We start from the raw sequence: 25,747 nt of genomic DNA on the forward strand, positions 1-25,747 counted from the left end.
GAGGCTGGCCGCATGCCCGAGACGCACGACCTAGCCCACGACGAGACCAGCGCCGTCTACGCCGCGGAGGACCTGTACGCCGCCTGGCTCGACCGCGCCCGGCGAGCGCCCGGGCAGGCGTTGCACGTGCGCGTCGGAGACGAGGTGCGGTCCTTCGAGCCCGAGCTCGAGCCCCTGTTCTCCGACCCCGGCGACGTGCAGGCGTACGTCGACCGGGTGCTCCACCACCTGGCCGCGACCGGTGCGTCGTACCTGGATCGGGGCGGCCACGACCTGACACGCGTCCCCCTCCACGTGCGCCCGCGCCGCGGACGACGGCGCGCGGTCTACGAGGTCGACGACCTGCCGGACCGTGGGGTCATCGCGCTCCCCACGCGGGAGGTCGGCGGTCGGTGGTCGTTGCGGGCGGCCGTCGTCCTCCACGAGGTCGCCCACCACCTCACCGCGGGCGGCGGCCACGGTCCTGCCTTCCGCACCACCCACCTGCGTCTGCTCGAGGACCTCGGGCTGCCCGTGCAGGCCGAGCTCCTGCACACGGCCTACCGGTTGCAGTCCCTCGACACCGGCGTCGACGGCGACGACCGCACGCTCCTGCGCATCGGCCGCCTGCTCCGCCAGGCCGAGCGGACCGGCAACCTCGCCGAACGGGAGGCGTTCTTCGCGAAGGCGCAGGCCCTGGCCACCCGGCACCAGATCGCGCTGGCGGTCGCGCGCGCGAGCGCGGGCGACGAGGAGCGACGCGAGGAGCCCACCTACGAGACGGTCCGCACCGGCGAGCGGGGCAAGCGTTCCCTGGCGCGCTACGTGCGCCTCCTCCTGGAGGTCGCCCGGGTCAACGACCTCGAGGCCGCGATCTACTCCGACAACACACGGGTCACGCTCTACGGCTATCCCAGCGACATCGCCATCGCGAAGGCGCTCTACGCCGCCCTGGTGACGCAGATGGTCGCCGACGGCGACGACCATCTCCGTTCCGGGGCCCACAAGGCCGACCGCCAGGAGGTCTGGGATCCGCACCGGCGACGCTGGGTGAGCCGGCCGGTCCACGGCGCGACGGCGCGGACCGCCTTCTACGAGGCCTGGACCGTGCACGTGGCCGACCGCCTGGCGGCCGCACGAGCGCACGCACGCGAGCGGGCCGAGGACGCGGACGCCGGCCGGTCGGCGCCTGTCTCGACCGAGCTGGCGCTGCGCGCCAAGGAGATCGAGGTGGTCGACTACTTCGCCCGCATGAAGGACGAGCACGGCGTCCGCGGCACCTGGCGCGGCGCGCTGCACGCCGGCGCGGCAGCTCCCGGGTCCTGGGACGCGGGCACCGCCGCGGCCGCCCGCGCCCGTCTCGGCTCCGAGCGTCCACTCCCGTCCGGCCGGTGACCTCGTGATCGCCTGCGTGACCAACTTTCATGCGGAGCGAACCGTCCGCGGGAGCACGACCTCCGGTGCACGGGCAACCCAACCGGCAGCGGGGGTGCCCGCGGTCGCTGCGAGGACAGTCGGCAGCAAGCTCGCCGCCCCGAGGCGCACGACCGAGAACTTCCCCAGCACGCAGGCATCGAGGGGATGGAGACGATACGCCGGAAGAGAGGGACGCCCGCGGACTCCCGGCATTGAGTGCGCCCACCAGTCGGCCTGCACATCTCAGCTCTGTCGGTGCGCAACGACTCTCACGCCTCGGAGCCCATCGACCTGCCACGCGATCCGCAGGCGTGTCCCCGGCGTCGCAGTAGCCCAGATAGACGCGGGTCGGCGCCAGGTCTTGCAGAACAAGCCTCTTGCTGCGTCCGTACAACAGGCGCACACTGGACCACATGGCAAAGGATGAGCGACTGATGGTGCGAGTGACGCGGGAGCAACTCGATCTCTTCAAGGACGCCGCCGACCTGCAGGGTCAGACGGTCTCGGACTTCGCCGTCACTACGCTGATCGCCAAGGCTCACGACGTCATGGCTGAGCAGCGAGTCTTTCGAGTGAGCGGCGAACGCTGGGAGGAGCTTCTTGCGCGGCTCGACGAGCGACCCACGGTTCGACCCAACTTGGCGGACGCATTGCGGATGCACTCGAAGCGGGTCTCGCAGTGAGCGACTTCCAGATTGTCCCTCTTGACAATACGCATGCGCTCAACGAGTTCAGCTCAGGCGAGCAGTCACTGGACGACTGGCTTCGCAAGCATGCACTGGCGAACCAGATCATTCATTCCTCGCGAACGTTCGTCCTCGTGGAGCCTGATTCACCGCGCGTCTGGGGCTACTACTCGTTAACCGTGGCCTCGATCCAACGGGAGGACGCCACGAAGACTGCGCGATCTGGAATGCCGCAGGCGTATGACATCCCGGCGGTCTTGCTTGCACGCTTGGCGCGGGACGAGAAGCGGCGGGCCGAGGGGCTGGGACCGCTGCTGCTCGCTGATGCAGTCCTCAGAACGATCAGGATGTCGCAGGACGCCGGCGTCAGGGTCCTGGCCGTCCACGCCGTCAACGACAAGGCAAGGTCGTGGTACATCGAGCACGACTTTCTGCCGTCTCCCATTCATGATCGATTGTTGATGCTCAGCGTTCCCGACCTCCTCGCGACCTGGGATTCAGTTCGCTGAGACGAGTGTGCCGTTCACCGCGGGCACTCGGCAGTGACGCCCCATACCGCCGCCATAGCCGTTGCCAGTGCGACCGATCGCATAGGGCTATGTCGGACTCTGCGTCAGGGCCGTCCTGCGTGCGGTGCCGGCGCGCTAGCGAAGCACCTGCCCGGTGCGCTCGCCGCCGCCGTGCTGCCTGTCCAACTTCTTCCAGTTCGTCGCCACGATGTGCAATGGCCGGACCACGTCGGTGCGCCCGTGCTGGTCGACGGTGACGACCTCCTCAGCCAGCCAATCGCATAGCCAGAGCCGAACGTCGTGGCACCGGGAGTGGTTCTCACGCGGATGGCCGCGACGCGCTGCTCGGGTGGTCTCACCCCGGTGGCGAACCGTCGAGCAGCGCGTCCAGGGTGAACGACGACGCGGCGCGCTCGAAGGCCGCGCCCTGGCGGAGCATGGAGTGGTTGCCGCCCTCGACCTCGAGGAGCTCGACATCGGTGGTGGCTGCGAGTGCGGCGAGGACCACGCGGACCTTGCCGATGTCCGCCACCGCATCGTCGGTGCCGTGCACGACCAGCACACGTCGACCGCCCAGATCGGAGCGGTCGTCGGGGTAGACCCACGGGTTCAACGCGACGACACTGCGGACCCCGCTCTCGCCGCCGGCCAGCAGACCCGCACGACCTCCGAGCGAGTGGCCGACGAGACCGATGGGAAGGTTGCCGTACCTGGCCCGCACCTGTGCCAGCGCCCACCTCACGTCCTCGATCGGCGTGCGCGCGGTGTTCCAGCCGCGGTGGCTGTTGAGCAGCCGCAGCACCGCTACCCGACCTCGCCCGTCCCGAGCGATCCGGCGGGCCAGGGGGACCATCCGCAGCACGGACAGCTGCGCCGGACTCACCCGCGTGCGGCCGGGGCGAGACGACCCACCGTGCAGGATCAGGACCACCGCCTCGGGACGGCGTGGCGCGTAGGTCGTCACCAGGTGAGCCTCGGACACGGACCTACTGTGACCGGGGGGTGGTGAGGTCATTCGCTGGTATCCCCGTCCAGCAGCGATGATTCCGGCGTCGGCCGTCGGTCGATACGCCGCACCCACTCATCGACGTTTTCCGGGAGGCATCGTGAAGCTCCTGCTCACCTCCGGGGGTGTCACCAACACGACCATCCGCGAGGCGCTGGTCGACCTGCTGGGCAAGCCGGTCGCCGACTCCACCGCCCTCTGCATCCCCACGGCGCAGTACGGACACCCCTGGGTCGGCCCGGGGGTCAAGGCCTGGCAGTTCATCAGCGGCAACTCGGACAACCCGATGGTCGACCTGGGCTGGAAGTCCGTCGGCGTACTGGAGCTCACCGCGCTGCCCAGCATCGACGAAGAGCGCTGGGTGCCCCTGGTCAGGGAGACCGACGTCCTGCTGGCGGCGGGCGGCGACGTCCTGTACCTGTGCCACTGGATGCGGCAGTCCGGGCTGGCTGACCTGCTTCCCTCGCTGAGCAGGACGGTCTGGGTCGGCCTGAGCGCGGGGAGCATGGTGATGACTCCCGAGGTCGGGGACGACTTCATCCAGTGGCGGCCGCCGACCGGCGACGACAGCACGCTGGGCGTCGTTGACTTCTCGATCTGTCCACACCTGGCTCAGGACGGCATGCCGGGCAACTCCATGGCCGAGGCGGAACAGTGGGCGGCCGGCATCTCGGGTCCCGCCTACGCGATGGACGACCAGACGGCCATCAAGGTGATCGACGGCACCGTCGAGGTCGTCTCCGAGGGGCACTGGACGCTGCTCTCGTCCTAGCCGCCGTCCGCGTGGCGCGGACGGCGTCACCGGATCTCCGGGCTCGTGAAGGCCCAGTCGAAGCCGTCCTCGCCCTGGCAGTCCATGGTGGGATCACGCTGGAGCCCGGCCTTCAGCGCCACGTGCCGGCTCGGCCGGTTGCCGGGGCGCACGCGCGCCACGATCGTCTCCCCCGGCAACTGGTCTACGACCCTCGCCACCACGGCCGCGGCGGCCTCGGTGGCGAAGCCCCGACCCCACATCTCCGGCACGAAGCGATAGACCAGGTTCAACACGGGGCGTCCGTGGATCAGCATCCGCTTCACACCGGCGTAGCCGATGATGCGGTCCGATCCGGAGTCGCGGACGCACCAGTAGCCGAAGCCGTGCTCGTCCCAGTGGCGGACCCACCGATCCACCAGCTCAGCGGCGTCGCCGAGATCCTCGAGCCGATCGGACGGGTTGTGCTCGACGGTGCGCGCGTCCCCGAGGATCGCGAACACTCCCGCCGAATCGCTCGCCACCGGCCTGGTCAATCGCAGCCGCTCGGTCCTCAGCTCCTGCGCACCCACAGCTGGATGCTCCCACGACGCGGCCACGGACACCCCGAGCACTGAGCGCCTCCGCGCAGACGCTGCGTCCTGCAGCCAGGATCCAGGCTCGGTGATCCGCGGATCACCGGGCCTTGTGGCCTGCCGCGTTCGGTCGGGCTGACAGTGTCCTGGTTCAGGACATCCCGGAGGCATGTCTCAAGACATTCCGGACTGATGCCGCGAGTCATACCGGACTGAGCGGTCGCCCGGTCCCAGCGTCCGGGCATGACACTGAACCGATTGCTGATCACCTCCGTGGTGATCGAGAACCGACCCGTCCGCGAGGTCGCCACCCAGCACGGCGTCTCCCAGTCCTGGCTCTATCAGCTCCTCGCCCGCTACAAGGCCGAGGGCGAGGCCGCCTTCGAACCCCGCTCCCGCCGACCCCGCTGCGTCCCCACCACGACCCCCGCCGAGACCGTCGACCTGATCCTCGAGCTGCGCGAGAAGCTGACCATCACCGGGCTCGACGCCGGCCCCGACACCATCCGGTGGCATCTCGAGCACCACCACGCGACCGTGGTGTCCCGGGCCACGATCGCCCGCTACCTGACCAAGCACGGGCTGGTGGTCCCGGAACCGAAGAAGAAGCCGAAGTCGTCCTACATCAGTTTCGCCGCGGCCATGCCGAACGAGACCTGGCAGTCCGACTTCACCCACTACCGACTCGCCAAGGCTGACGGCCGCCCCGGCGCGGACTGCGAGATCCTGACCTGGCTCGACGACTGCTCCCGCTACGCCCTCTCGGTCACCGCCCACCACCGGATCACCGGACCGATCGTGCTGCGAACCTTCCGCGAAACCGTTGCCGAGCACGGGATCCCCGCCTCCACGCTCACCGACAACGGCATGGTCTTCACCACCAGGCTCTCTCAGGGCAAGAAAGGAGCCGGCACCCGCAACGGCTTCGAGACCGAGCTGCGCCGACTCAACGTGATCCAGAAGAACGGACGACCCAACCACCCCACCACCCAGGGCAAGGTCCCACGCTTCCAGCAGACGATGAAGAAGTGGCTGCACGCCCAGCCCGTGCAGCCGACCACGATCGACGACCTCCGGACCTAGCAGAGTCGTTCGCACGGGGTGTGGTCGGCCGAGGCGCCGTCGACCACGTCGGACTCGGGGTCGGAGGCCGTCGAGCAGCTGCGTGGTTGGCTGTCAGCAACATGACGTCGCTCGTAAGCCAGTGGGCCGGCTCGCGAGCGGCGGCGGCCCTGAGACGCGACACGTCTGCGGGCTACCTGCAATCGGGTTAGTCAGCCGCGCGGGTGGGTTACGCAGCGGCCTCGAGTCGGTCGCGGAGCTCTTGGAGATGACGCCGCAGGAGACGTGAGACGTGGTACTGGGTGACCCCCACCTCCTGCGCGATCTCCTCCTGGGTGCAATCTTCCACGAACCGCCGGTACAGGATCAGCTGTGCGCGCGGGGAGAGCTGACGTAGGTGTGGCCACAGCAGGAGGCGAGCTTCGACTCGTTCCAAGGAACGGTCGTCCTCGTCGATGAGGGTGGTTCCGACGGGCTCCATCGACCCGTGGTAGGGGAGATCGAGGCTGCGAGGGTGGAAGTAGCTCTCGACATCGACTCCGTCAACGATGTGGGCGACTAGGCCTCCGGCTCGCACGTGGTTGTCTTGGACGCTGCGTGGTGGTCGGATGACCCACGCGGAGTCGCGGAAGTAGTGCCGCATGGCGCCAGCCATGCATGGGATCGCGTAGGCCAAGAACTCGATCCCGCGTCCTGGGTCGAACTGCCGAGCCGCCCGCACGAGCTCCATGTACGCCGTCTGTTCCAGATCGGGTCGAAACGGCGTGCGTCCGCCGTAGCGACGCGCGATCGAGCGCGCTACCTCGAGGTTCTCGAGGATGAGCCGGTCGACGAGTTCGGCGCGCTCGTCGCCTTCGACTGTAGCGATCTGGGCGACGAGGGCGGCGTTGCGAGCTCGCAGTTCTGCGTCAGGCACGAGGTTCTCCCTGCAGTGTGGGGTCGCTGCCTTCTTTTCGATCGGTGGTGGCTCGAAGGCGTGACAGTTGCCGGTCTCCGAGGCGCTTCCCGATGACCGCACCCTCTGCGGAGTGCGGGTCGACTTCGATGAAGACCCGGCGCAACGCGTCACTCTTCCCAGTCGAGGTCTCCGTGTCGGATCCGGTACACCTGGTAGCGGCCGTTGTCGACGTGACCGATCTCGGTCACCCACTCCATCCCGATCCGCTCCGCGGTCGCGGCAGCGCGCTTGTTGTCGGGCTGCACCAGGGCGAAGATCTCGATCTCCCCCATGTCGTGGATGGCCCAGCGGACGAGGGCGTCGCCGGCTTCGGCGGCGTAGCCATGTCCCCACGCGCTGGGGGAGAGGGCCCACGCCAGCGCGATGCTCTCGCCGCCAACCGAAGCGGGGTGCAGGGTCAGGCCGCCGATGACCGCCGAGGACCCCCGGCGACCGACAGCCCAATGCCCTAGCGCCTTCTCGCTCAGGCTGTCTCGGTCAGCCCAGGAAGCGAGCAGCGCACGCATCCCCTCCACAGTGTCAGGCGGCCCCAGCTCCGGCGGAACCCACTCCCTCACCGACGGCGCCGAGAAGATGGCGAAGGCGGCATCGACGTCGGTTGCTTCCCACGGCCGCAGGACGAGCCGTGGTGTCTGGATGATCCGGGACATGGTTCTCACCTCCGCGAGAGGGTGCGCGTCGCTGTCGTGATGACCACGCAGCCCCTCACGGCGTGACACCGGCCAGACACACACCTGTGAGACCTGTCACGCCGTGTGCCTGGGTCCGGTCGGTTCATCGACCTGTGAGCGTGGGAGGTGAGGACGCTGACCAGCGTCTTGATGAGCTGCACGCGGTGCGGCGACGAGATCGAAGTCGTCATGGACCGCGCGATCCTCCGCATGGACGAAGAGGTACGTGCGAGGGCGGAGCTCTTGTTCTGCTGCCCGATCTGCGGCCGGCCCGGCTACCGGCGCGTCGACGGAGACCTCCTCACCGCCCTGCTCGCGGTCGGCGTGATGCCGTTGCGGTTGAGCGAGCCCAGCCTGCCGCCCGAGGACCGCCCGCCCGCGTTCCCCCGCCTGACCTTCGAGGACCTCTTCACCTGGCACGAACTGCTGCGCTCGGTCCACAACGTCGCGCCCTGGGAGGGTTGACGCGCTCCCGCAGTTGTCACGTCTGCCGGCGCCGCCCGGTCGTCCTCAGAGTCCGGACCACCCACATCATCAGGAGGATCCCCGATGAGCAAGCACTACCTGGAGCCTGAGGCGCAAGCCATGGCCGACGCCACGGCGAAGCCGCCCTACTTCTACGAGATGACGCCCGAGCAGGCTCGCAAGGTCCTCGACGACGTCCAGGCCCAGCCGATCGCGAAGTCGGACGTCGAGGAGAAGTGGGTCGAGGTCCCGGCCGAGGTCGGACTCGTCCGCGCCCGCATCGTGAAGCCCGCCGGAAGCACCGGCCCGCTCCCGGCGATCCTCTACATCCACGGCGGCGGCTGGGTGCTCGGCAACGCCGGCACCCACGACCGCCTCGTGCGCGACCTCGCCACCGGCGTCTCCGCCGCAGTCGTGTTCGTCGAGTACGACCGCTCCCCCGAGGCCAAGTACCCGGTCGCGATCGAGCAGGCGTACGCCACCGCGCAGTGGATCACCACCCATGGCGTCGACGAGGGCATCGACGTCTCCCGCATCGCGGTGGCCGGCGACTCCGTCGGCGGCAACATGGCCGCAGCGGTCGCGATCATGGCCAAGCAGCGCGGCGACGTGACCTTCCGCCAGCAGTCGCTCTACTACCCGGTGACCGACGCCGCGATGGACACCGACAGCTACCTCGAGTTCGCCGACGGCCCGTTCCTGCTCGCGAAGTCGATGGCCTGGTTCTGGGACGCCTACCTGCCCGACGAGACCCAGCGCGGGCAGATCACCGCCTCTCCGCTGCGCGCCACGCTCGACGACCTCGCCGGGCTCCCGGACGCGCTCGTCATCGTCGACGAGAACGACGTCCTGCGCGACGAGGGCGAGGCCTACGCGCGACGGCTCATCGAGGCCGGCGTGCGCACCACCACGGTCCGCTACAACGCCACCATCCACGACTTCATGATGCTCAACCCGCTGCGGCCCTCCGCGGCCAGCACGGGCGCCATCCAGCAGGCCGTCGCGGTCCTCCGCGGCGCGCTCCACGCCGCCTGATCTCGCCCCTCGGCCCCACAGGAGGACCCCATGAGCCACCCGAACCCGATCGTCGTGCTCGTCCACGGCGCGTTCGCCGAGTCCGCAAGGTGGATCGGCGTGATCGAGAAGCTGAGCGAGCAGGGCATCGACGCGGTCGCCGCCGCGAACCCGCTGCGCAGCGTCACCGGAGACGCCGAATACGTCCGCGACGTCATCGCCGGCCTCGGCCGCCCCGTCCTGCTGGTCGGCCACTCCTACGGCGGCATGGTGATCACCGAGGCCGCCTCGGACAACCCGAACGTCGTCGGCCTGGTCTACGTCGCCGCGTTCGCACCCGACCAGGGCGAGAGCGCCCTCCAGCTGTCGGTGACCCACCCCGGCAGCACGCTCGGTGAAGCGCTGAGGTCCTACCCGGTCTCCAGCGGTGGCAACGAGCTCGCGATCCGGCTCGACGCGTTTCACACCCAGTTCGCCGCCGACGTCCCCGCGACGGTCGCCGAGCACATGGCTCGCACCCAACGGCCGGCCACCGAGTACGCGCTCAGCGAGGGCCTGCCGACCAGCACGCCGGCTTGGAAGACGCTGCCATCCTGGTTCGTGATCGGTGTCGAGGACCACAACATCCCGGCGGCGGCGCTTCGCGTCCAGGCCGAGCGGGCCGCTGCACGAGGGGTTCGGGAAGTGGCCGGCGGCTCGCACGCGGTCGCGGTCTCCCGGCCCGACGAGGTCGCCGCCAGCATCGCCGAGGCCTTCGAGGCCTGCGTCGCCGACGCCGCAGCCTGACCCCAGCGCGGATGGGGTGACTCGCAGGTGGGCCGCCCCATCCGTCTCCACGACGACGTACTGACCGGCTCGAGGAACGCCATGAACTTTCGCCCCGCGACCCGCACGGTGCCTCTCCACTGGACGATGCTGCTGGGTGTCATCTCGCTCAGCTGCCTGTTCGTGCTGACCGTGACCGGCGCGGTGTTGCTGTTCTTCTTCGAGCCGTCCAGCGAGACGGTGCGCTACGAGGGCAGCTATCCGCTGCTCCAGGGCGTGCCCGTCTCGCGGGCCTACGCGAGCACGCTGCATGTCTCCCTCGAGGTGCCAGGCGGCCTGTTGGTGCGCCAGGCCCATCACTGGGCTGCGCTCGTCCTTCCTGCCGCCCTGACCGTGCAGATGCTGAGCACCTTCTTCACCAGCGGCTTCCGGCGGCCACGGGAGTGGAGCTGGGTGCTGCTCGCGACGACCTTCCTCCTCGCCCTCGCCGGAGGCTGGAGCGGATACGGTCTCGCCGACGACCAGCTCGCCGGCACCGGGCTGCGGATCGCTGAGGGCATCCTGGTCGGCGTTCCCCTCATCGGCACGCGGGCTTCGTTCCTGCTGCTCGGCGGGGAGTTCCCTGGCCAGGTCATTGAGCGGATGTACTGGCTGCACGTCGCGATCATTCCGGCGGTGCTCGCGCTCGTGCTGCTACTTCGGCTGCGACTTGCGCTGGGTCGCAAGCCTGCCCAGTTCCCGGGGTCTGGCCGCACCGAGCACAACGTTGTCGGCCTCCCCCTCGCTGCCGTCGCAGTGCGCGCATTCGGCCTGTTCCTCATCACCACCGGCGTCCTCGTGTTCCTGGCCGGGGTCATCACGATCAACCCGGTCTGGAAGTACGGGCCTTCGACACCCGGTGCCGCGTCCGCCGGGAGCCAGCCCGACTGGTACACGGGGTTCCTCGACGGCTCCCTCCGGCTCGCACCACCTGGATGGGAGGTCACGGTGCTCGGCGGCACGTTCCCCCTCGGGGTACTGCTCCCCCAGGCTGTCGCCGGTGGTCTCCTCGTCGTCGTGGTGCTGTGGCCGTTCCTCGAAACGCGCGCCACCGGCGACCGTTGGGAACACCATCATGTGCTCGACCGGCCCCGCGAGCATCCCACCCGGACCGCATTCGGAGTCTCCGGGCTCGTGGTGTTCGTGACGCTATGGACATCGGGAGCCACAGACCTGATCGCCACCCAACTCCACCTCTCGTTCGAGCACCAGGTCTTGGCGTTGCGAACCTTGCTCGTCCTCGGCCCCCTGGTGGCCTTCCCGCTGACTCGCGAGCTGTGTCGTGCCCTGGTGGCGCGGGAACAGGAGGAGGTGCAGCACGGGGTCGAGACTGGCCGGATCATGCGTGCCGCCGACGGCGGGTACAGCGAGGTCCACGAGCCGCTCGACCTCGACCGATCTGCGGTCCTCGAGCACGTTCGCATCGAGCGCCAGAGCCGATGGCCCCACGCTCACAGTCAGTCCGATCAGCCAGAGAAGCAGCACATGACAGGCCCCCTGAAGGCCTCGCCAGACCGTCAAGCTGCTGCACACGGGGACGTGGCATGAGGACCATGGAACTGCGTGATTGCCCTCAGTGCGGTCGCCCCGCCGAGGTCGAGGGGCGCGGCCTGGTCGACAGCACAGACGGTCCGGTCGAGCTGGTCAAAGTCGCCTGCGTGCTTGGGCATTGGTTCCTGCTCTCCTCCGACTGGCTCGAGCGTCGAAGGCCACGAGCGGCTGATCTCAATGCCGGCTGGGGAACCCGGCGGCGGTAGCTGAGGGTTCGGCGGGTACTTGGCCACGTCGGCCGCAAGCGGAAGGAGAAAGTGTCATGTCGTCAAGGTCGGCTACTTCGTCGGAAGTCTCTCCTCGGCCTCCATCAACCGGGTCCTGTGTCGTGCGTTGATCAGGCTGGCGCCGCGTGAACTCGAGTTCACCGAGATCCCGATCGGCGCGCTGTCGTTGTACAGCCCGGACTTCGACCAGGCATAGCCGCCAGAGGCGCTTGTCCTCAAGGCGGCGATCGCCGAGTCGGACGCCGTCATGTTCGTGACGCCGGAGTACAACAGGTCCATCCCGGGCGCGCTGAAGAACGCGATCGACTGGGCCTCGCGGCCGTGGGGCCAGAACTCCTTCCACCACATGCCGGCCGCAGTCATCGGTGCGTCGCCAGGCATGATCGGCACCGCTGTCGGCCAGCAGAGCCTGCGCGCCGTCCTCAGCTTCTGCAACGCGCGGCAGATGACCGCACCGGAGGCCTACATCCACGCCACCCCGGGCCTGTTCACCGACGACGGCGAGGTCACCGATGAGGCGACCGCAACGTTCCTGGCGGACTTCATGAGCGAGTTCCACCTGCACATCGAGCGCGTCCGCACCGTCATCCCGCACCCCCGGGACACCGAGCGCTGAAGCGCGGCGCGCTGCCCGGTGGCCGGCGACGAGACGTCGCCGGCCACTGCCCACTGGAAAGCCGGTCTGGCGGCGCGTGGCCGTTCCGGCGCATCCGGTGAAACCCGATGCGCGCAAGGCCGACCTAGGCGCTCCTAGTGCTGCCGGCGTCTTCGCGGAACGCAGCACGCGGGTCCTGGACGGTCTCGAGGGAGGCGATGTCGCGGCCCAGGAACAGCGCCCCGATCCACCCGAGCGAAACCCTGACCTTCCGTTCCCAGGTGGGGACAGCGAGCACGTGGTAGCCGCGGTGGAGCAGCCATGCAGGGAAGCCCTTGACGGTGATCGGCCCAGACTGAAAGATCCCGTGCCCGAGACCCAGGGTTGCGATGGTGCCCAGGTTGCGGTGCCGGTAGGCGCGCGCCGGGCGGCCGCGGAGGGTCCTGACGATGTTCTTCGCCAGCTGCTTCCCTTGGCGGACAGCGTGCTGGGCGTTCGGGACGGTGTAGTGGCCCGGTCCCTGCGCGAGGTCAGGAACCGCGGCGTCGTCGCCGGCGGCCCAGGCGTGCTCGACGGGCGACTCGTCGGTGCCCACGCGAAGGTCGGGGCGGACTACAACGAGGCCGCGTTCGTTGATCGGCAGGTCCGTGTGCCGAGCGATCACCGGGTTGGCCGCGATGCCGGCGGTCCACACGACCAACCCGGACTCGAAGCTCTCCCCGGTGGACAGGACGACGTGGCCGTCGATGGCCGAGGTCACGGTGGTGTTCAGATGCACGGTTGCGCCGCGCCGCTCGAGATGGCGGCGCACCCACTCGCGAGCGCTGGGCGTGACCTCGGGTAGGAGGTGGTTGCTGGCGTCGACGAGCCGGAAGTCGAGCTCATCGCGGTACAGACCTGGGTGGTACCGCAAGAGCGCGTGGCCGAGACTCAGTACCTCACCGAATCCCTCGACCCCTGCGAAGCCACCGCCGACGAAGGTCACGGTCAGCCGGCGCTGGCGCTCCGGGCCGGGCGGCATGCAAGCGGCTTCGTCGAACGCGGTGAGCACGGCGTCGCGGATGCCGACGGCCTCCTCGATCCGCTTCATGCCGATCGCGGCGTCGGCGACGCCGGGGACGGGGAAGACGCGCGTCACCGCGCCCGCGGTGACGACCACTTCGTCGTAGTGCAGGTCGGTGGTGGTGCCGTCGGGCAGCATGATGTGGACGACATGGGTGGCGTGGTCGATCCCGGTGACGTGACCGCTGAGGACGGCCGTGCGGCGGAGGTGGCGGCGCAGCGGCACGATCGCGTGGCGTGCCTCGATCGAGCCGGCGGCGACTTCGGGGAGGAACGGCTGGTAGGTCATGTACGGCACCGGGTCGATGACCGCGATCGACGCCTCGCCTCGGCGCAGCCGCTTCTCCAGGCCCCAAGCGGCGTAGAAGCCGGCGTATCCGCCGCCGACGATCACGATCTTCTTCATGTCCAGCTCCTTGCTCGTACTGCGGAAGTGGTTTCGGCGGAGACGGCGGCCGCCGCGGTGACGGCGACGAGCGCGATGCCGGCGACCAGGCCGAGCCGGTCAGCCGTGCCCACGATGGCGCCTAGCGCCAGCATCGCGACGATGCTGGCGGGGCGAACTCGCGTCGACTCCCCGGGCATGCGCAGCAGTTCGACCATGATGATGACGACCGCGACGGGTCCAGCGACCGCTGCTACGGCACCTTGGCTGCTGAGGTGGGGGGCGTGATCGGCGCTTGCGGCGACGGCGACCTCGAGCCCGGCGCCCAGCGATGCGAGGGCTGCGAAGGGGATGTAGTGGCCGTAGCCCCACACGAAGGACCAGCGGCGGTGTGCCTGCAGGGCGGCGCCGGCGGGGACGGCGAAGTAGAGCCACCACAGCGCGAACACGATGACGAGGCTGGAGGCGGAGACGGCGAACAGGGCCGGCCCAGCGGACGTCTCGAGGACGGCGACGACGGCTGTGGTGGCGGCGAAGACGCTCTCGCCGAGCAGGATGATCGTGAAGAGTGAGTACCGCTCCGCGATGTGGTGGGGGTGCCAACTCGTCGGCCCGCGGCGTTCCGCCCAGATCGGCACGAGCAGTTCGCAGGTGGCCAGGATGAGGAACGTGGTGACTGCCGCGTGGCCGTCCAAGGACAGGCGAGCCAGCCAGAGCGCGGTGAGGACGGTCAGGCCACCGGCATAGCGCAGTGAGGTCGAACGGCCGGCCGGATGCTCGTAGGCCGCGCGGAGCCATAGTCCGAGCAGGCCGACCCGCATGATCACGTAGCCCGAGGTGACGGCGATGTACTCGCCCTGGTCGAAGGCCAGGCCGGTGCCGGCGGCGAGCACCAGGACCCCGCTCATCTGGACGAAGGCCGCCAACCGGTAGGTGACGTCGTCGTTGTCGTAGGCCGAGGCGAACCACGTGAAGTTCATCCAGGCCCACCAGGTGGCGAAGAAGACCATCAGGAACGGTCCGAGGGCTGCGCGGCCCTCCCCGTCGATGGTGGCGTGGGCGAGACGGCCCGCCACCTGGGCGACCGCGGCAACGAAGGTGAGGTCGAAGAGCAGTTCCAGGGGCGTGGCGGTCCGGTTGGCTTCGTCGACCGCGCGGGCGCCCATCACGCGGCGCACGGGCTAGCTGCCGTTCGCGGCGAACCACTCGTCGTAGGTGCGGGTGGACAGCACCGCGTCGGGGCCGGGCACGAGACTCTCGTCGGTGATCTCGGTGCCGAAGTACGGCGCGTGCTCGTCGGCGATGACCTTGCGCGGGTCCCCGACGCGTGCCAGGCCCGAGGCGACGAAGTCGGACATGCGGACCGGCGCCGGGCCGCCGACCTCGACGATGCCGTTCGCCGGGTCGCCGGTCGAGGCACGGCACACAGCGTCGGCCACGTCGTCGGCGGGCATGGGCTGGAAGTACGCCGAGGGCAGGCGAACCTCGCCGTCGGCGGTAGCGGAGTCCGCGATTCCGTGGAGGAACTCGTAGAACTGCGTGGCCCTGACGATCGTGTACGGCAGACCCGAGTCCGCGATCAGGCCCTCCTGGGCCACCTTCGCGCGCAGGTAGTCGCTGTGGGGCAGCCGGTCCGCGCCCACGACGGAGAGGGCGACCAGGTGCTGGACCCCGGCCGAGCGAGCCGCGGCAGCCAGGTTGGTGGTGGCGGTGGTGAAGAAGTTCATCACTGCCTCGGCCTCGAACGAGGGCGAGTTCGACACGTCGACGACGACTTGGGCGTCGGCGAGGGCCTGGTCGAGTCCCTCACCGGTGATCGTGTTGACCCCGGTCTGCAGCGAGGCGGCCTTCGCCTCGTGGCCGTGCGCGTTCAGGTTCTCGACGACCTTCGAGCCGATGAGGCCCGTGCCGCCGATGACGACAACCTTCATGGAGAACACCTCCGGGTTCAGGAGAACAGGGCAGGGCAGCGGCGGATGTGGCCGCCTCAGCGGCGGCGTCGCGTGCTGTTGCTTCTCCGACCGGCGAGGTCGGCGGCGCGTGACAAGGCGCTGCGGATGCGACGGCACCGGCGAGGTGACGAGCGGGTCCAGTCGCTCTCTGCTTCCGGCCTGGCGCCCTTGCGGCGCCCCGGTGAAACCCAGTGAGTCTCGTCCTTACCTGCGACTCGACCCGCCCGTGGCTACTTCACCCGACCCGCGGGACGGAGCGGACGTGACGTCACAACGCGTTGTCGACCGCGGTCGGAGAGTCACACACCGGCCCGAAAGGACACACGTCATGAACGTTGCGGTGAGCGGCGGCACCGGACAGCTGGGGTCCCGCGTCGTGAACCGGCTCAGGGACCACGGCGCGACCGTTCGGGTCGGGTCGTTGCGTTCGGGGGTCGACTCCTACAGCGGCCGCGGGCTGACTGAGCTCTTCACCGGGGTCACGTCGCCATCGACGTGACCAACATGAACCGTCCCGCGTATGACTACGCGCAGGCGCACGACTTCTTCGAGACCTGCACGCGGCACGTCCTCGCCGCGGAGCGGGAGGCTGGCGTCCAGCACCACGTGGGGGTCTCGATGATCGGCGCCGCGAGCATCGAGACCGAGTTCTTCCGCGGCAAGGCCGCGCAGGAGCGCCTGGTCGCCGCCTCGACCACGCCGCACTCCGTGCTGCGCACGACCCTGTCGTACGAGCTGGTGCCGCGCATCGTGGAGCACGCCGCCACCACCTATCTCGTGCGGTTGCCGCCGGTCCGGGTGCAGCCGGTGGCCGCGGACCACATCGTGGCCGAGCTGGTCCGTCTGGCCCTCGGCGAGCCTCGCAACGGGACGTTCGAGCTTGCCGGGCCCACCGTTCGCTTCCTCGACGACCTTGCACGACAGGTCCCCGCCGCCTACTACCTGGGCGCTCGCCTCGACCCCGGCACCGAAGTCCTCCTGCCCGCATGGCGCGAGACCACCGCGACCTTCCACGACTGGCAGAGCGCGCACCACCGCCGTCCCGCCGGCGCCATCAGCCCGACATGACTCGCGCGCAGTTGGCCCGCGGCTGTCACGCTTCGCCGCCGGGCTCGGTCATTCCCGATGTTCGCCACGCACGCACCCAGGAGGGCCGCCCATGAGCCGAACGCGGAACCCGCAGGCGCCGGAGACGTCACACCCCGGCAGCCCGGCGCCGGTCTCCTCAACCCGACCTGGGACCTTCGGGCTTGCGACCGCCTCCGCCCTGGTCGTCGGCTCGGTCATCGGGACGGGTGTCTTCGCGCTGCCCAGCGCCCTCGCGCCCTACGGCCCGATCTCGCTGGTCGCCTTCGTGCTGGTCACCATCGGGGCCTTCGCGCTCGCGCTCACCTTCCAGTCGCTCGCCGTCCGGGTGCCAGGATCTGGCGGACCGTATCTCTACGCGCGGGAGGCATTCGGCGAGTTCGCCGGGTTCCTGAACGCCTGGAGCTACTGGATCACCGCGTGGGCGGGCAATGCCGCCATCGTCGTGGCCTGGGTTGGGTACGTCGAAGTCTTCTGGAACACCGATCACACCACCACCGGGTCGGTTCTGATCGCCCTTGTCGGCCTCTGGCTGCCGGCGCTGGTCAATCTGGCGGGGTTGCGCAGCATCGCGGCCTTCCAAGTCATCACCACCGTGCTGAAGTTCGTGCCGCTGCTCCTGGTCTCGACGATCGGTCTCTTCGCGATGAGCCGCGCCAACTTCGGTGAGTTCAACGCCTCCGGCGAGTCGCACTGGAAGGCGATCTCCGCAGCCGGGGCGATCGCATTGTTCAGCTACCTGGGGATCGAGACCGCGTCCGTCGCCGCGGGCCGCGTGCGCGACCCCGCCCGCAACGTCGGTCGGGCCACCGTTGCGGGAACCCTCGCCTGCGCCGTCGTGTACCTCACCGGCACTCTAGTCGTGTTCGGGACGGTGCCGCACGCCGACCTGCTCGGGTCGACGGCCCCGTTCACCGACTCCGCCGACGCCCTCTTCGGTGCAGCCTGGGCCGGCAAGACCGTCGGGGCAGCCGCGGTCATCTCCGGGTTCGGTGCGCTGGTCGGCTGGACGTTGATCGTGGCCGAGATGCCCCGCGCCGCGGCGCGCGACGGGCTCTTCCCCGACGTGTTCCTTGTCGAGCGGCGCGGCGTGCCCGCGTTCGGGATCCTCACCAGCACCGTGCTGGCGTCGCTGCTCACCGTTGTCAGCTACACCTCCTTCGACGAGGTGTTCACCACCGTCGTGCTGCTCTCGGTGCTGACCTCGGTCATCCCCTACCTCTTCTCGGCCGCCGCCCAGGTCTACTGGCTGGCAACCATCGGGCGGCTGGATCAACGATGGAGGCTCGCCAGGGACCTGACCGTCGGACTGGCCGCGCTGGTGTTCTCGTTCTGGGCCCTGCAGGGCAGCGGCGCCGAAGCCGTCTACTACGGCACGTTCGCCGTCTTCCTCGGCGTGCCCGCCTACGTGTGGCACAAGAGCCGACGGCGCGAGTACGGCGAGGCGAACCCGCTCCCGGCGTCACCACTGCCAGCGACCCGAGGAGCGGCACGATGACCGCGCCGACAACCAGCCCGACCCCCACCAGCGCGATCGCTGTCGGGATCCACTCCGAGGTCGGCACCCTGCGCGAGGTCATCGTGCACCGGCCGGGCCTGGAGCTCGATCGGCTCACCCCCCGGAACGCCGCCACCCTGCTCTTCGACGACGTCATGTGGGCCGAGCGTGCCCGCGAGGAGCACGACGCCTTCTGCGCTGCCCTCACCGGACGCGGGGTGCGGGTCCGCTACTTCACCGATCTGCTGTCCCAAGCCCTCGCGACCGAAACGGGACGACGCTTCGCGACCGAGCGGGTCTGCACCGACGAACGGTTCGGCCCGGCCCTCGCCCGCGACCTCCGTCGCCTCTTCGCCGATACCGAACCCACCGACTTGGCCGACCTCCTCATCGGAGGCATCACGGCCGCGGACCTGGCCCCCCTCGGGCAGTCGGGGCTGACGTGGTCCACCTTGGGCATCGACGACTTCGTCCTGCCGCCCGTCCCGAACACGCTGTTCCAACGCGACAACACCGCCTGGATCGGCCACGGACCCACCGTCAACCCGATGGCGCGCCCCGCCCGTCGCCGCGAGAGCCTCCACACCCGGACGGTGTACCGCCACCATCCGAGCTTCGCGGCCGCCGACCTGCGTTTCCACTACGGCGACGACGACGTCGACCACGCACCCGCCACCCTCGAGGGCGGCGACATTCACGTGCTCTCCCACGACGCCGTCATGATCGGAGTGAGCGAGCGGACCACACCGATGGGCGTCGAGATGCTGGCGCGCAGCCTGTTCGCCTCGCACACCGCGCGACGCATCCTCGCGGTCGAGCTACCCAAGTCCCGCTCGGCGATGCACCTCGACACGGTCCTGACGATGGTCGACGTCGCCACCTTCGTCGCCTACCCCTACCTGTCCGACGAGGCGACCCGGCTGTGGCTGCTGACACCCGGCCAGAGCCCGGACCGGCCCGACGTGTCGGCCCGAATCGGGATACGGGCCGCACTCGCCGAGGTCCTCGACCGCGACGACGTCCGCGTTCTGCGGGCCACCCAGGACCGGCGCGCCGCCGAACGGGAGCAGTGGAACGACGCCGACAACTACCTGGCCATCGCACCCGGCGTCGTCCTCGGCTACGAACGCAACACCGATACCAACCGGCTCCTCGCGGACAACGGGATCGAGGTCGTGCCGATCGTCGGCAACGAGCTGGGCCGGGGCCGCGGCGGTGCCCGCTGCATGACCTGCCCGGTGCACCGCGACCCGATCTGGGAGACACCATGACCACCCACACCGCTCCCCCGACAGCACCGCCGGCGTCCGCATCCCTGCTCACCGAGCTGAACCTGGGCAAGGACCGGTTCCTCGATGTCGTCGACCTGGCGCAGCAGCTCAAAGACGCCCGTCGGCAGCAGCGAGAACGGCCGATGCTAAGGAGCCGCAACATCGCGCTCGTGTTCCAGAAAGCCTCCACCCGCACCCGGTGCGCCTTCGAGGTCGCCGCCGCAGACCAGGGCGCCCACACCACCTACCTCGGTCCGGACGGCACCCATCTCGGGCACGAGGAGAGCATCGCCGACACTGCCCGCGTCCTCGGCCACCTCTACGACGGCATCGCGTTCCGCGGCTTCGCCCAAGAGACCATCGAGGAGATGGCCCGTCACGCTGGCGTGCCGGTCTGGAACGCGCTCAGCGACGACTGGCACCCCACCCAGATGCTCGCCGACGTGCTGACCATCCGCGAGGCATTCCCCGACCGGCGTCGGGTGTCGTGGGCCTACCTCGGAGACGGACGCAACAACGTGGCCCGCTCCATCCTGGTCACCGGCGCCATGCTCGGCATGGACGTCCGGATCGGATCCCCCCTCGCCCTCCAACCACCACGCACCGTGCAGACGCTCGCCGCCGAGCTGGCCCAGTCCAGCGGCGGCGGCGCGTGGGTCACCGACGACCCGGTCGGCTCGGTCGCCGGCGCCGACGTCGTCTACACCGACACCTGGGTCAGCATGGGCGAACCGGACTCCGCGTGGGACGAACGGGTCCCGATGCTGCGCCCCTACCGCGTCACCTGCGACCTGATGGCCATGACCGGCAAGCCCGACAGTCGCTTCATGCACTGCCTGCCCGCCACCCACGACGACCGCACCGATCTCGGACGCCGGGTGCTGGACCGGTACGGGCTGTTCGGCGCCGAGGTCAGCGACGACGTCTTCAACGCCGACACGTCACTGGTGTTCCAGCAGGCCGCGAACCGGATGCACACGATCAAGGCCGTCCTCGTCTCGAGCCTGACATGAACCCCGACCGCGAACACCGCCTCTCCACCGCCGTGCTCGTGGTCGGCGCCGGCGGCGCCGGACTCCGCGCCGCGATCGAGGTCGCCGAGCTCGGCGTGGCGGTCCTCGTCTTGGGGAAGCGACCCGCCAAAGACGCGCACACCACGCTCGCCGCGGGAGGCATCAACGCGGCTCTGGCCACCATGGACCCCGAAGACACCTGGCAGCAGCACGCCGCCGACACCATCAAGGAGAGCTATCTCCTCGCCAACCCCCGCACTGTCGAGATCACCGCCAAGGGGGCAGCGCGGGGCATCGCAGACCTCGAGCGGTACGGGATGCGCTTCAACCGCGAACCGAACGGCAAGATCTCCCAGCGGTACTTCGGCGCCCACCGCTATCGGCGGACCGCCTTCGCCGGCGACTACACCGGCCTCGAGGTCCAACGGGCGCTCATGCGCCGTGCCACGCAGCTGGAGATCCCCATCATCGACCGCCTCTACGTCACCCGTCTCCTGGTGAACGACGGCGTCGCCTTCGGTGCCTACGGGTTCGACCAGATCGACGGCAGCCGGTACCTCATCCACGCCGACGCGGTCATCTTGGCCGCCGGCGGTCACACCCGCATCTGGCGGCACACCTCCTCACGCCGCGACGAGAACACCGGCGACGCGATGCGGCTCGCCGTCGAGGCCGGCGCCCGGATCCGGGACCCCGAGCTCGTGCAGTTCCATCCCTCCGGGATCCTCGAGCCCGAGGACGCGGCCGGGACGCTGGTGAGCGAAGCGGCCCGCGGCGAAGGCGGCATCCTCCGCAACGCAGTCGGGGAGCGGTTCATGACCCGCTACGACCCGACCCGGATGGAGCTCTCCACCCGCGACCGCGTCGCCCTGGCCAGCTACACCGAGATCAAGGAAGGCCGCGGGACCCCGCACGGGGGCGTCTGGCTCGACGTCTCCCACCTCCCCCGCGAGGTGATCCTGAGCCGGCTGCCACGGGTCCATCAGACCCTGATGGAACTCCAGATGCTCGACATCACCCGCGAACCGATCGAGGTTGCCCCCACGGCCCACTACTCGATGGGTGGGGTCTGGGTGCGACCCGAGGACCACAGCAGCGACGTCGAAGGCCTCTACGCAGTGGGCGAGGCCGCCAGCGGCCTGCACGGCGCGAACCGGTTAGGCGGCAACTCGCTCATCGAGCTGCTCGTCTTCGGTCGCATCGTGGGACAGGCGGCCGTGGCGCGCTCCGAGCAGCTCGCAGCCCAGCGCCGATCTGCCGGAGCGGTCAACGACGCGCGTGCCGACGTGGATCGGCTGGCAGCGGCCGAGGGCCCGGAAAGCCCGCGGCTGCTGCAGCGCGCCATCCGCAACATCATGACGGAACGCGCTGGGGTGGTCCGCGACGAAGCGGGACTCAAAGCCGGGATCTCCGAGCTGGCGGAGGCGGAGGACCGAACCGCCGCAATCGGGGTGCACCCGGACCTCGCCGGCTACCAAGACCTGGCTCATGCGTTCGACCTCCGGTCCTCGATCACCGCCGCCCGAGCCACCCTCGAAGCCGCCGTCGAACGGCGCGAAACTCGGGGATGCCACAACCGCAGCGACTACCCCGAGCTCGATCCCGAGCTGCAGGTCAACTTCGTGTGGTCGCCAGGGGCCGGCGTGGTACGTGAAGAGATCCCACCGATCCGTCCGGACATCAAGAGCCGGATGCAGGACGTGTCCACCGTGGGCAAGCTGGCCGAGTAGCTGCGGCGCGACCATGACCTCATCCTCATCGTTGCCCCACCAAGACATCGCCACGCGGAACCTGGCGCGACACTGCCTCCACACCTTGGCGCGCCGCGATCTGGTCCGGGCGCAGCACTCTGAACTCGGCCGGAATGTGCGGCTGCTGGGAAGCCCCGGCGGCCCCAACTCCTGGCTGATCGCCCTGACCGGGAACTCCGATCTCAGCGGAGAAGCCCTCGTCCGGGGGCCTTATCTGTTGCAGGTTCTCCAAGGACAGCTCCGCATCCACCGTGCGGGCCGCGAGCTACGGATCTTCCCGGGAGACCTGCTTGAGCTTCCGAGGCCTTCGGTGCGGGTGGCAGCGATCGGTCCGGCCGCGGTGATCGTCACCGGAGAATCTGCGCACTAGAAGCGCCTCAGACCCTCGGTCCTGTCAAGCGTCGCTCCCGTGTGTTCGGCCCTCGCGATTATGAGCTCACCGAGAATCCTGGATCCTCCAGGTCGTCGCCCAGAGCTACGCGAAGGTCCCGGCGCGACGTGACCTCCAACTTCTGGAAGACCTTGCGAAGGTGCCACTCGATCGTATGACGGCTCAAGTACAGCTCGGCGCCGATCTGCGAATTGGTCAGCCCACTGGCAGCCAGCCTGGCAATGTGCGCCTCCCGGCCCGTCAGGCCTTCTCGCTTCCTTTCGCCCTTCTTGCGCGATGTCGCGCCACTCGCCTCCACCTCATGCCGCGCTCGTTCGGCGAAGCCCTCGAGACCCATCTCGTTGAACATCGAGAAGGCGAGTCCGAGTTGCGCATGGGCCTCGTTCTGCCGCCCGCCCCGGCGCAACCACTCGCCGTAGACCAGATGGCTTCGCGCCAACTCGGGCCGCAAGGGAGTTGCTCCGAGGTGCTCGATGGCCTTCCGGTACAACGTTTCGGCTGCGTCGGTGTCGTCGAGGAGAGCTTGCGACCTAGCCGCGATGCCGAGGGCCCAGTCGCTGCCGCCCCGTTCAGCGCTCGCGATGATCCGCGACAAAGGTTCCACTGCAAGGTGTGGCTGCCGCAGCCTTGCGGCAGCTTCGACGAACTCGACCATCGCCCAAACGGATACAAACAAGTCAGGCCACGCGTCCCAGGTGCGCTGAGCGTAGGCGAGCGCGTCCTCGTAGCGGCAAAGGCCGTTCGCGAGCATTGCCATGGTCCAGTGGCTGAACTGGTGGGCGAAACCGTCACCATCGAGCGCGGCTCGCTCGCCCGCCGATTCGATGATCAGGCGAGACTCAGGCTCGCGGCCGCGAACCGCAGCGAGCAGCATGCCGCCGAAAGCGGCGATCTGCGTTCCCGTCGCTTCGCTGATCACTTCGGACTCGGCACCTACCCGGTCCGCTCCGTCCAGGTCACCACTCCAGGCCAACACAAGTCCCAGGCCGCTCAGACTGATCGCGAGCGCGCCTAGCGCTCCGCTTTCACGCGCTTGCCGCATCTGCCGACCCAGGGTCTGGTTCCAGCTCTCGAAGTCCCAAAGCTCGACCGAAGCGCACGCAGCGATGACCGCCCAGCGCATGCCACGCTCTTCCAGCGGCGACGAGTTCAGGTAGGTCCGAACTGCCCGGCGAAGTGTCGGTTGAGCTGCCGCGCGTCCGTCCAGGATGAGCGAGGACATGCCGAGAAGCAGCAAGTCCGAGCCGTCCGAAGCATCATGGCGCGGTGGTGAGGCCTGAACTGCTACGGAGACGTCGCGCATGGTGGTCTCGGAGGTGTCACCCCCGAAGAGGGCGCCAGCCCAGGCATCGAGATATGCTTCGCAGGCCAGGTCGTCGTCGAGTCCGTCGAGCTTCTTGGCCGTTGCGAGTAGCAGGGTCGCCGCATGACTGGCGGCGCCAGACGCGAGCGAAACTTGTCCCCGCAACAGGTCAACGCGCGCCTGAAGTCCTGGGTCGAGCGACCCTCCGCGCACATAGGTGAGGGCGTCGAGCGCGGCCTCGAACTCGCCGGCATGGAGGCTGACCCGCGCAGCGGCCAGCGCACGTTCCAGCCGGTGCTCGGGCTCTTCGGTGAGGACCACAGATCGTCGGAGGAAGGCTGCGGCTGAGGCCAGGCCACCTCTTGCTCGAGCTCGGTCCGCGGACGCTTCAAGTTCTTGGGCGACCTGCTCATCTGGGCCGAGCGCCGCCGCAGCCAGATGCCACGCGCGGCGATCGGCATCCGCGGCCGGCCCCAAAGATTCTGCGAGTGACCGGTGTACTCGTCGGCGGTCGTGGGGTGTAGCAGCCCGGTACGCCGCCGATCGAACGAGGGGGTGACGGAACCGGACATGATTGTCGACTGCGAGGAGGCCCGCGGTCTCGGTGGCCAACGCCGCATCGGCCTCGATGCCGAGTCGTCCGGCGGCGTCCCTCAAGAGTTGGGGGTCATCAGCGGGCTCAGCTGCAGCAACCAGCAGAAGCAACCGGGCCGCCTCCGAGAGGGCGTCGATCCGCTCTGCGAAGGCGCTCTCGATGGAGCTCGGTAGTTCTCGTGGGGCCAACAGTCCCAACGCACCGGGCAGTTGGCTCGGGTTCATCCTCCTGGGCAGCTCCAGCAGCGCAAGCGGGTTGCCGCGGGCTTCTGCTAGTAGCCGTTCCCGGACGCCGCGGTCAAGCGGGCCGATGATCACGCTGGCGAGCAGCAACCGCGCGTCAGCCTTCGTCAGGCCCTCGATGGGCAGTACGGCGAGACCGTTGAAGTCCGCTTCGCGCGATGGTGTGCGGACCGCAAAGACGATGGCGATTCGCTCTGCAAGGAGCCGCCGCCCGATGAACTCGAACACTTGTCGCGATGCGCTGTCGAGCCACTGCGCGTCATCCACGAGACACAGCAGTGGCTGGTGCCCGGCGGCCTCTGAGAGGAGGCTTAGGGCGGCGAGCGACACCAGGAAGCGCTCGGGGGGCTCGCCCTGGCTGATGCCGAGCGCGACTGTCAGGGCGTTCTGTTGGGGCTGGGGCAGAGCCGACAGGTGGTCGAGCAGTGGAGCGCACAGTTGATGAAGCGCCGCGAATGGCAGCTCCGTCTCGGACTCGACCCCGACTGCCCTCCTGATGCGAAACCCTGTGGCTGTCTCTTCGCAGTATTGAAGCAAAGCGCTCTTTCCGATGCCCGCCTCGCCGCGGAGGACAAGCGCTGCCCCCCCGCCGGCTTGCGCAGCATTCAAGAGGCCGTCCAGCATCCGCCGCTCGGACTGGCGGCCGATCAACCCGAGATCGTCCTTCGGCACTATGGCCGAACGTCGCCGAGTGGAGGGCGGCGGGGTACCGTTCGCTCGTCACAGTCCGTAGCGGGGGGATCCGAACAGAACGGGGCAGCAAGCGCCCCTCCTCGGGGCGCTGTCGTCCGCACAGACATGCCAACTCCTCGGTCCTAGGCCTCCTGAGAGTGTCCTCCCGCTCACCAAGGTAAATCCAGAGAATTCACGTATATCGTCGCCACCCGTCCGCATTGCGGACGGGTGGCGCTAGAAGGCGGTAGGGCTGA

The 25,747-nt window shown here is 69.2% G+C and carries 24 protein-coding genes; 16 read left to right on the plus strand and 8 right to left on the minus strand.

What is annotated here, in order from left to right; translation table 11 throughout:
* Positions 1-12 precede the first annotated feature (12 nt).
* From PZ894_RS00490 to PZ894_RS00500, 3 genes are all read left to right on the plus strand, one after another.
* Positions 13-1,374, plus strand: coding sequence for a DUF2786 domain-containing protein (locus PZ894_RS00490; RefSeq protein ID WP_275741367.1), 1,362 nt, complete (start codon positions 13-15; stop codon positions 1,372-1,374).
* A gap of 434 nt (positions 1,375-1,808) precedes the next feature.
* The gene (locus PZ894_RS00495; RefSeq protein WP_275741369.1) at positions 1,809-2,078 is read left to right on the plus strand and encodes a DUF1778 domain-containing protein; all 270 of its coding nucleotides are present in this window, start codon (positions 1,809-1,811) and stop codon (positions 2,076-2,078) included.
* Positions 2,075-2,590, plus strand: a complete 516-nt coding sequence (locus tag PZ894_RS00500) for a GNAT family N-acetyltransferase (RefSeq protein ID WP_275741371.1) — start codon at positions 2,075-2,077, stop codon at positions 2,588-2,590. Before PZ894_RS00495 ends, PZ894_RS00500 begins: the two co-directional genes overlap by 4 nt.
* A gap of 355 nt (positions 2,591-2,945) precedes the next feature.
* Here the strand turns inward: PZ894_RS00500 and PZ894_RS00505 are convergent, their stop codons facing one another.
* Positions 2,946-3,572, minus strand: a complete 627-nt coding sequence (locus tag PZ894_RS00505; RefSeq protein WP_275741374.1) for an alpha/beta hydrolase — start codon at positions 3,570-3,572, stop codon at positions 2,946-2,948.
* Positions 3,573-3,696: 124 nt separating this feature from the next.
* On the opposite strand from PZ894_RS00505, the gene PZ894_RS00510 reads away from it, so the two are divergent.
* Entirely contained in the window at positions 3,697-4,368 is a 672-nt protein-coding gene (locus PZ894_RS00510) for a Type 1 glutamine amidotransferase-like domain-containing protein (protein WP_275741375.1), read from the plus strand.
* Between the two features lie 26 nt (positions 4,369-4,394).
* On the opposite strand, the gene PZ894_RS00515 is transcribed toward PZ894_RS00510, so the two are convergent.
* Positions 4,395-4,919: a GNAT family N-acetyltransferase gene (locus tag PZ894_RS00515; RefSeq protein ID WP_275741376.1), complete on the minus strand. Its 525-nt coding sequence runs from the start codon at positions 4,917-4,919 to the stop codon at positions 4,395-4,397.
* A 246-nt stretch (positions 4,920-5,165) separates the two neighbouring features.
* On the opposite strand from PZ894_RS00515, the gene PZ894_RS00520 reads away from it, so the two are divergent.
* Complete coding sequence (locus tag PZ894_RS00520; RefSeq protein ID WP_275741377.1) at positions 5,166-6,005, plus strand: DDE-type integrase/transposase/recombinase; 840 nt, start codon at positions 5,166-5,168, stop codon at positions 6,003-6,005.
* Between the two features lie 208 nt (positions 6,006-6,213).
* On the opposite strand, the gene PZ894_RS00525 is transcribed toward PZ894_RS00520, so the two are convergent.
* Positions 6,214-6,900 (minus strand): sigma-70 family RNA polymerase sigma factor, encoded by a 687-nt coding sequence (locus tag PZ894_RS00525; protein WP_275741378.1) that lies wholly within the window; start codon positions 6,898-6,900, stop codon positions 6,214-6,216.
* A 149-nt stretch (positions 6,901-7,049) separates the two neighbouring features.
* On the minus strand, positions 7,050-7,592 hold the full coding sequence (locus PZ894_RS00530) for a GNAT family N-acetyltransferase (RefSeq protein ID WP_275741379.1): 543 nt from the start codon (positions 7,590-7,592) through the stop codon (positions 7,050-7,052).
* Positions 7,593-7,802: 210 nt separating this feature from the next.
* Between PZ894_RS00530 and PZ894_RS00535 the strand changes: the two genes are divergently transcribed.
* The 5 genes from PZ894_RS00535 (at position 7,803) to PZ894_RS00555 (ending at position 12,290) form a co-directional block, all read left to right on the plus strand.
* Entirely contained in the window at positions 7,803-8,078 is a 276-nt protein-coding gene (locus tag PZ894_RS00535; RefSeq protein ID WP_275741381.1) for a hypothetical protein, read from the plus strand.
* Between the two features lie 84 nt (positions 8,079-8,162).
* A complete protein-coding gene (locus PZ894_RS00540) occupies positions 8,163-9,113 on the plus strand; it encodes an alpha/beta hydrolase (protein ID WP_275741382.1) in 951 nt (316 codons plus the stop codon).
* Between the two features lie 30 nt (positions 9,114-9,143).
* Entirely contained in the window at positions 9,144-9,878 is a 735-nt protein-coding gene (locus PZ894_RS00545) for an alpha/beta hydrolase (RefSeq protein ID WP_275741383.1), read from the plus strand.
* A gap of 27 nt (positions 9,879-9,905) precedes the next feature.
* Positions 9,906-11,444 carry a cytochrome b N-terminal domain-containing protein gene (locus tag PZ894_RS00550; protein ID WP_275741384.1) on the plus strand — a complete coding sequence of 513 codons (1,539 nt, stop codon included), beginning with the start codon at positions 9,906-9,908 and terminating at the stop codon, positions 11,442-11,444.
* Positions 11,445-11,921: 477 nt separating this feature from the next.
* Entirely contained in the window at positions 11,922-12,290 is a 369-nt protein-coding gene (locus PZ894_RS00555) for an NADPH-dependent FMN reductase (RefSeq protein WP_275741385.1), read from the plus strand.
* A 124-nt stretch (positions 12,291-12,414) separates the two neighbouring features.
* Here PZ894_RS00555 and PZ894_RS00560 read toward each other — a convergent pair whose 3' ends face one another.
* From PZ894_RS00560 to PZ894_RS00570, 3 genes are read right to left on the minus strand one after another with little or no spacing between them, the layout of a single operon-like run.
* On the minus strand, positions 12,415-13,737 hold the full coding sequence (locus PZ894_RS00560; protein WP_275741386.1) for an NAD(P)/FAD-dependent oxidoreductase: 1,323 nt from the start codon (positions 13,735-13,737) through the stop codon (positions 12,415-12,417).
* Complete coding sequence (locus tag PZ894_RS00565) at positions 13,734-14,894, minus strand: low temperature requirement protein A (RefSeq protein ID WP_275741387.1); 1,161 nt, start codon at positions 14,892-14,894, stop codon at positions 13,734-13,736. The genes PZ894_RS00560 and PZ894_RS00565 overlap by 4 nt, the downstream gene beginning before the upstream one ends.
* Before the next feature lie 3 nt (positions 14,895-14,897).
* A complete protein-coding gene (locus PZ894_RS00570) occupies positions 14,898-15,647 on the minus strand; it encodes an SDR family oxidoreductase (RefSeq protein ID WP_275741389.1) in 750 nt (249 codons plus the stop codon).
* A 349-nt stretch (positions 15,648-15,996) separates the two neighbouring features.
* On the opposite strand from PZ894_RS00570, the gene PZ894_RS00575 reads away from it, so the two are divergent.
* The 6 genes from PZ894_RS00575 to PZ894_RS00600 all read left to right on the plus strand — a co-directional run bounded on the left by PZ894_RS00575 (position 15,997) and on the right by PZ894_RS00600 (position 22,266).
* Entirely contained in the window at positions 15,997-16,167 is a 171-nt protein-coding gene (locus tag PZ894_RS00575) for a hypothetical protein (RefSeq protein WP_275741390.1), read from the plus strand.
* 5 nt (positions 16,168-16,172) lie between these two features.
* Positions 16,173-16,736, plus strand: coding sequence for a hypothetical protein (locus PZ894_RS00580; RefSeq protein WP_275741392.1), 564 nt, complete (start codon positions 16,173-16,175; stop codon positions 16,734-16,736).
* A 91-nt stretch (positions 16,737-16,827) separates the two neighbouring features.
* On the plus strand, positions 16,828-18,252 hold the full coding sequence (locus PZ894_RS00585) for an amino acid permease (protein ID WP_275741394.1): 1,425 nt from the start codon (positions 16,828-16,830) through the stop codon (positions 18,250-18,252).
* A complete protein-coding gene (locus PZ894_RS00590; RefSeq protein ID WP_275741396.1) occupies positions 18,249-19,523 on the plus strand; it encodes an arginine deiminase in 1,275 nt (424 codons plus the stop codon). Before PZ894_RS00585 ends, PZ894_RS00590 begins: the two co-directional genes overlap by 4 nt.
* A complete protein-coding gene (gene argF, locus PZ894_RS00595) occupies positions 19,520-20,536 on the plus strand; it encodes an ornithine carbamoyltransferase (RefSeq protein WP_275741398.1) in 1,017 nt (338 codons plus the stop codon). The genes PZ894_RS00590 and argF overlap by 4 nt, the downstream gene beginning before the upstream one ends.
* Complete coding sequence (locus PZ894_RS00600; RefSeq protein ID WP_275741400.1) at positions 20,533-22,266, plus strand: FAD-dependent oxidoreductase; 1,734 nt, start codon at positions 20,533-20,535, stop codon at positions 22,264-22,266. Before argF ends, PZ894_RS00600 begins: the two co-directional genes overlap by 4 nt.
* A 449-nt stretch (positions 22,267-22,715) precedes the next feature.
* On the opposite strand, the gene PZ894_RS00605 is transcribed toward PZ894_RS00600, so the two are convergent.
* A complete protein-coding gene (locus tag PZ894_RS00605) occupies positions 22,716-25,490 on the minus strand; it encodes an AAA family ATPase (protein WP_275741402.1) in 2,775 nt (924 codons plus the stop codon).
* Positions 25,491-25,747 lie beyond the last annotated feature (257 nt).

The organism is Nocardioides sp. YIM 152315, from assembly GCF_029210375.1.
Lineage (GTDB): Bacteria > Actinomycetota > Actinomycetes > Propionibacteriales > Nocardioidaceae > Nocardioides.

What these genes read in the sequence shown, in the direction of transcription:
- PZ894_RS00490 (WP_275741367.1), top strand. Translation starts at nt 13, where the DNA reads ATGCCCGAGACGCACGACCTAGCCCACGACGAGACCAGCGCCGTCTAC.
- PZ894_RS00495 (WP_275741369.1), top strand. Translation starts at nt 1,809, where the DNA reads ATGGCAAAGGATGAGCGACTGATGGTGCGAGTGACGCGGGAGCAACTC.
- PZ894_RS00520 (WP_275741377.1), top strand. Translation starts at nt 5,166, where the DNA reads ATGACACTGAACCGATTGCTGATCACCTCCGTGGTGATCGAGAACCGA.
- PZ894_RS00530 (WP_275741379.1), bottom strand. Translation starts at nt 7,592, where the DNA reads ATGTCCCGGATCATCCAGACACCACGGCTCGTCCTGCGGCCGTGGGAA.
- PZ894_RS00535 (WP_275741381.1), top strand. Translation starts at nt 7,803, where the DNA reads ATGGACCGCGCGATCCTCCGCATGGACGAAGAGGTACGTGCGAGGGCG.
- PZ894_RS00540 (WP_275741382.1), top strand. Translation starts at nt 8,163, where the DNA reads ATGAGCAAGCACTACCTGGAGCCTGAGGCGCAAGCCATGGCCGACGCC.
- PZ894_RS00545 (WP_275741383.1), top strand. Translation starts at nt 9,144, where the DNA reads ATGAGCCACCCGAACCCGATCGTCGTGCTCGTCCACGGCGCGTTCGCC.
- PZ894_RS00555 (WP_275741385.1), top strand. Translation starts at nt 11,922, where the DNA reads ATGTTCGTGACGCCGGAGTACAACAGGTCCATCCCGGGCGCGCTGAAG.
- PZ894_RS00560 (WP_275741386.1), bottom strand. Translation starts at nt 13,737, where the DNA reads ATGAAGAAGATCGTGATCGTCGGCGGCGGATACGCCGGCTTCTACGCC.
- PZ894_RS00570 (WP_275741389.1), bottom strand. Translation starts at nt 15,647, where the DNA reads ATGAAGGTTGTCGTCATCGGCGGCACGGGCCTCATCGGCTCGAAGGTC.
- PZ894_RS00575 (WP_275741390.1), top strand. Translation starts at nt 15,997, where the DNA reads ATGAACGTTGCGGTGAGCGGCGGCACCGGACAGCTGGGGTCCCGCGTC.
- PZ894_RS00580 (WP_275741392.1), top strand. Translation starts at nt 16,173, where the DNA reads ATGAACCGTCCCGCGTATGACTACGCGCAGGCGCACGACTTCTTCGAG.
- PZ894_RS00585 (WP_275741394.1), top strand. Translation starts at nt 16,828, where the DNA reads ATGAGCCGAACGCGGAACCCGCAGGCGCCGGAGACGTCACACCCCGGC.
- PZ894_RS00590 (WP_275741396.1), top strand. Translation starts at nt 18,249, where the DNA reads ATGACCGCGCCGACAACCAGCCCGACCCCCACCAGCGCGATCGCTGTC.
- argF (WP_275741398.1), top strand. Translation starts at nt 19,520, where the DNA reads ATGACCACCCACACCGCTCCCCCGACAGCACCGCCGGCGTCCGCATCC.
- PZ894_RS00600 (WP_275741400.1), top strand. Translation starts at nt 20,533, where the DNA reads ATGAACCCCGACCGCGAACACCGCCTCTCCACCGCCGTGCTCGTGGTC.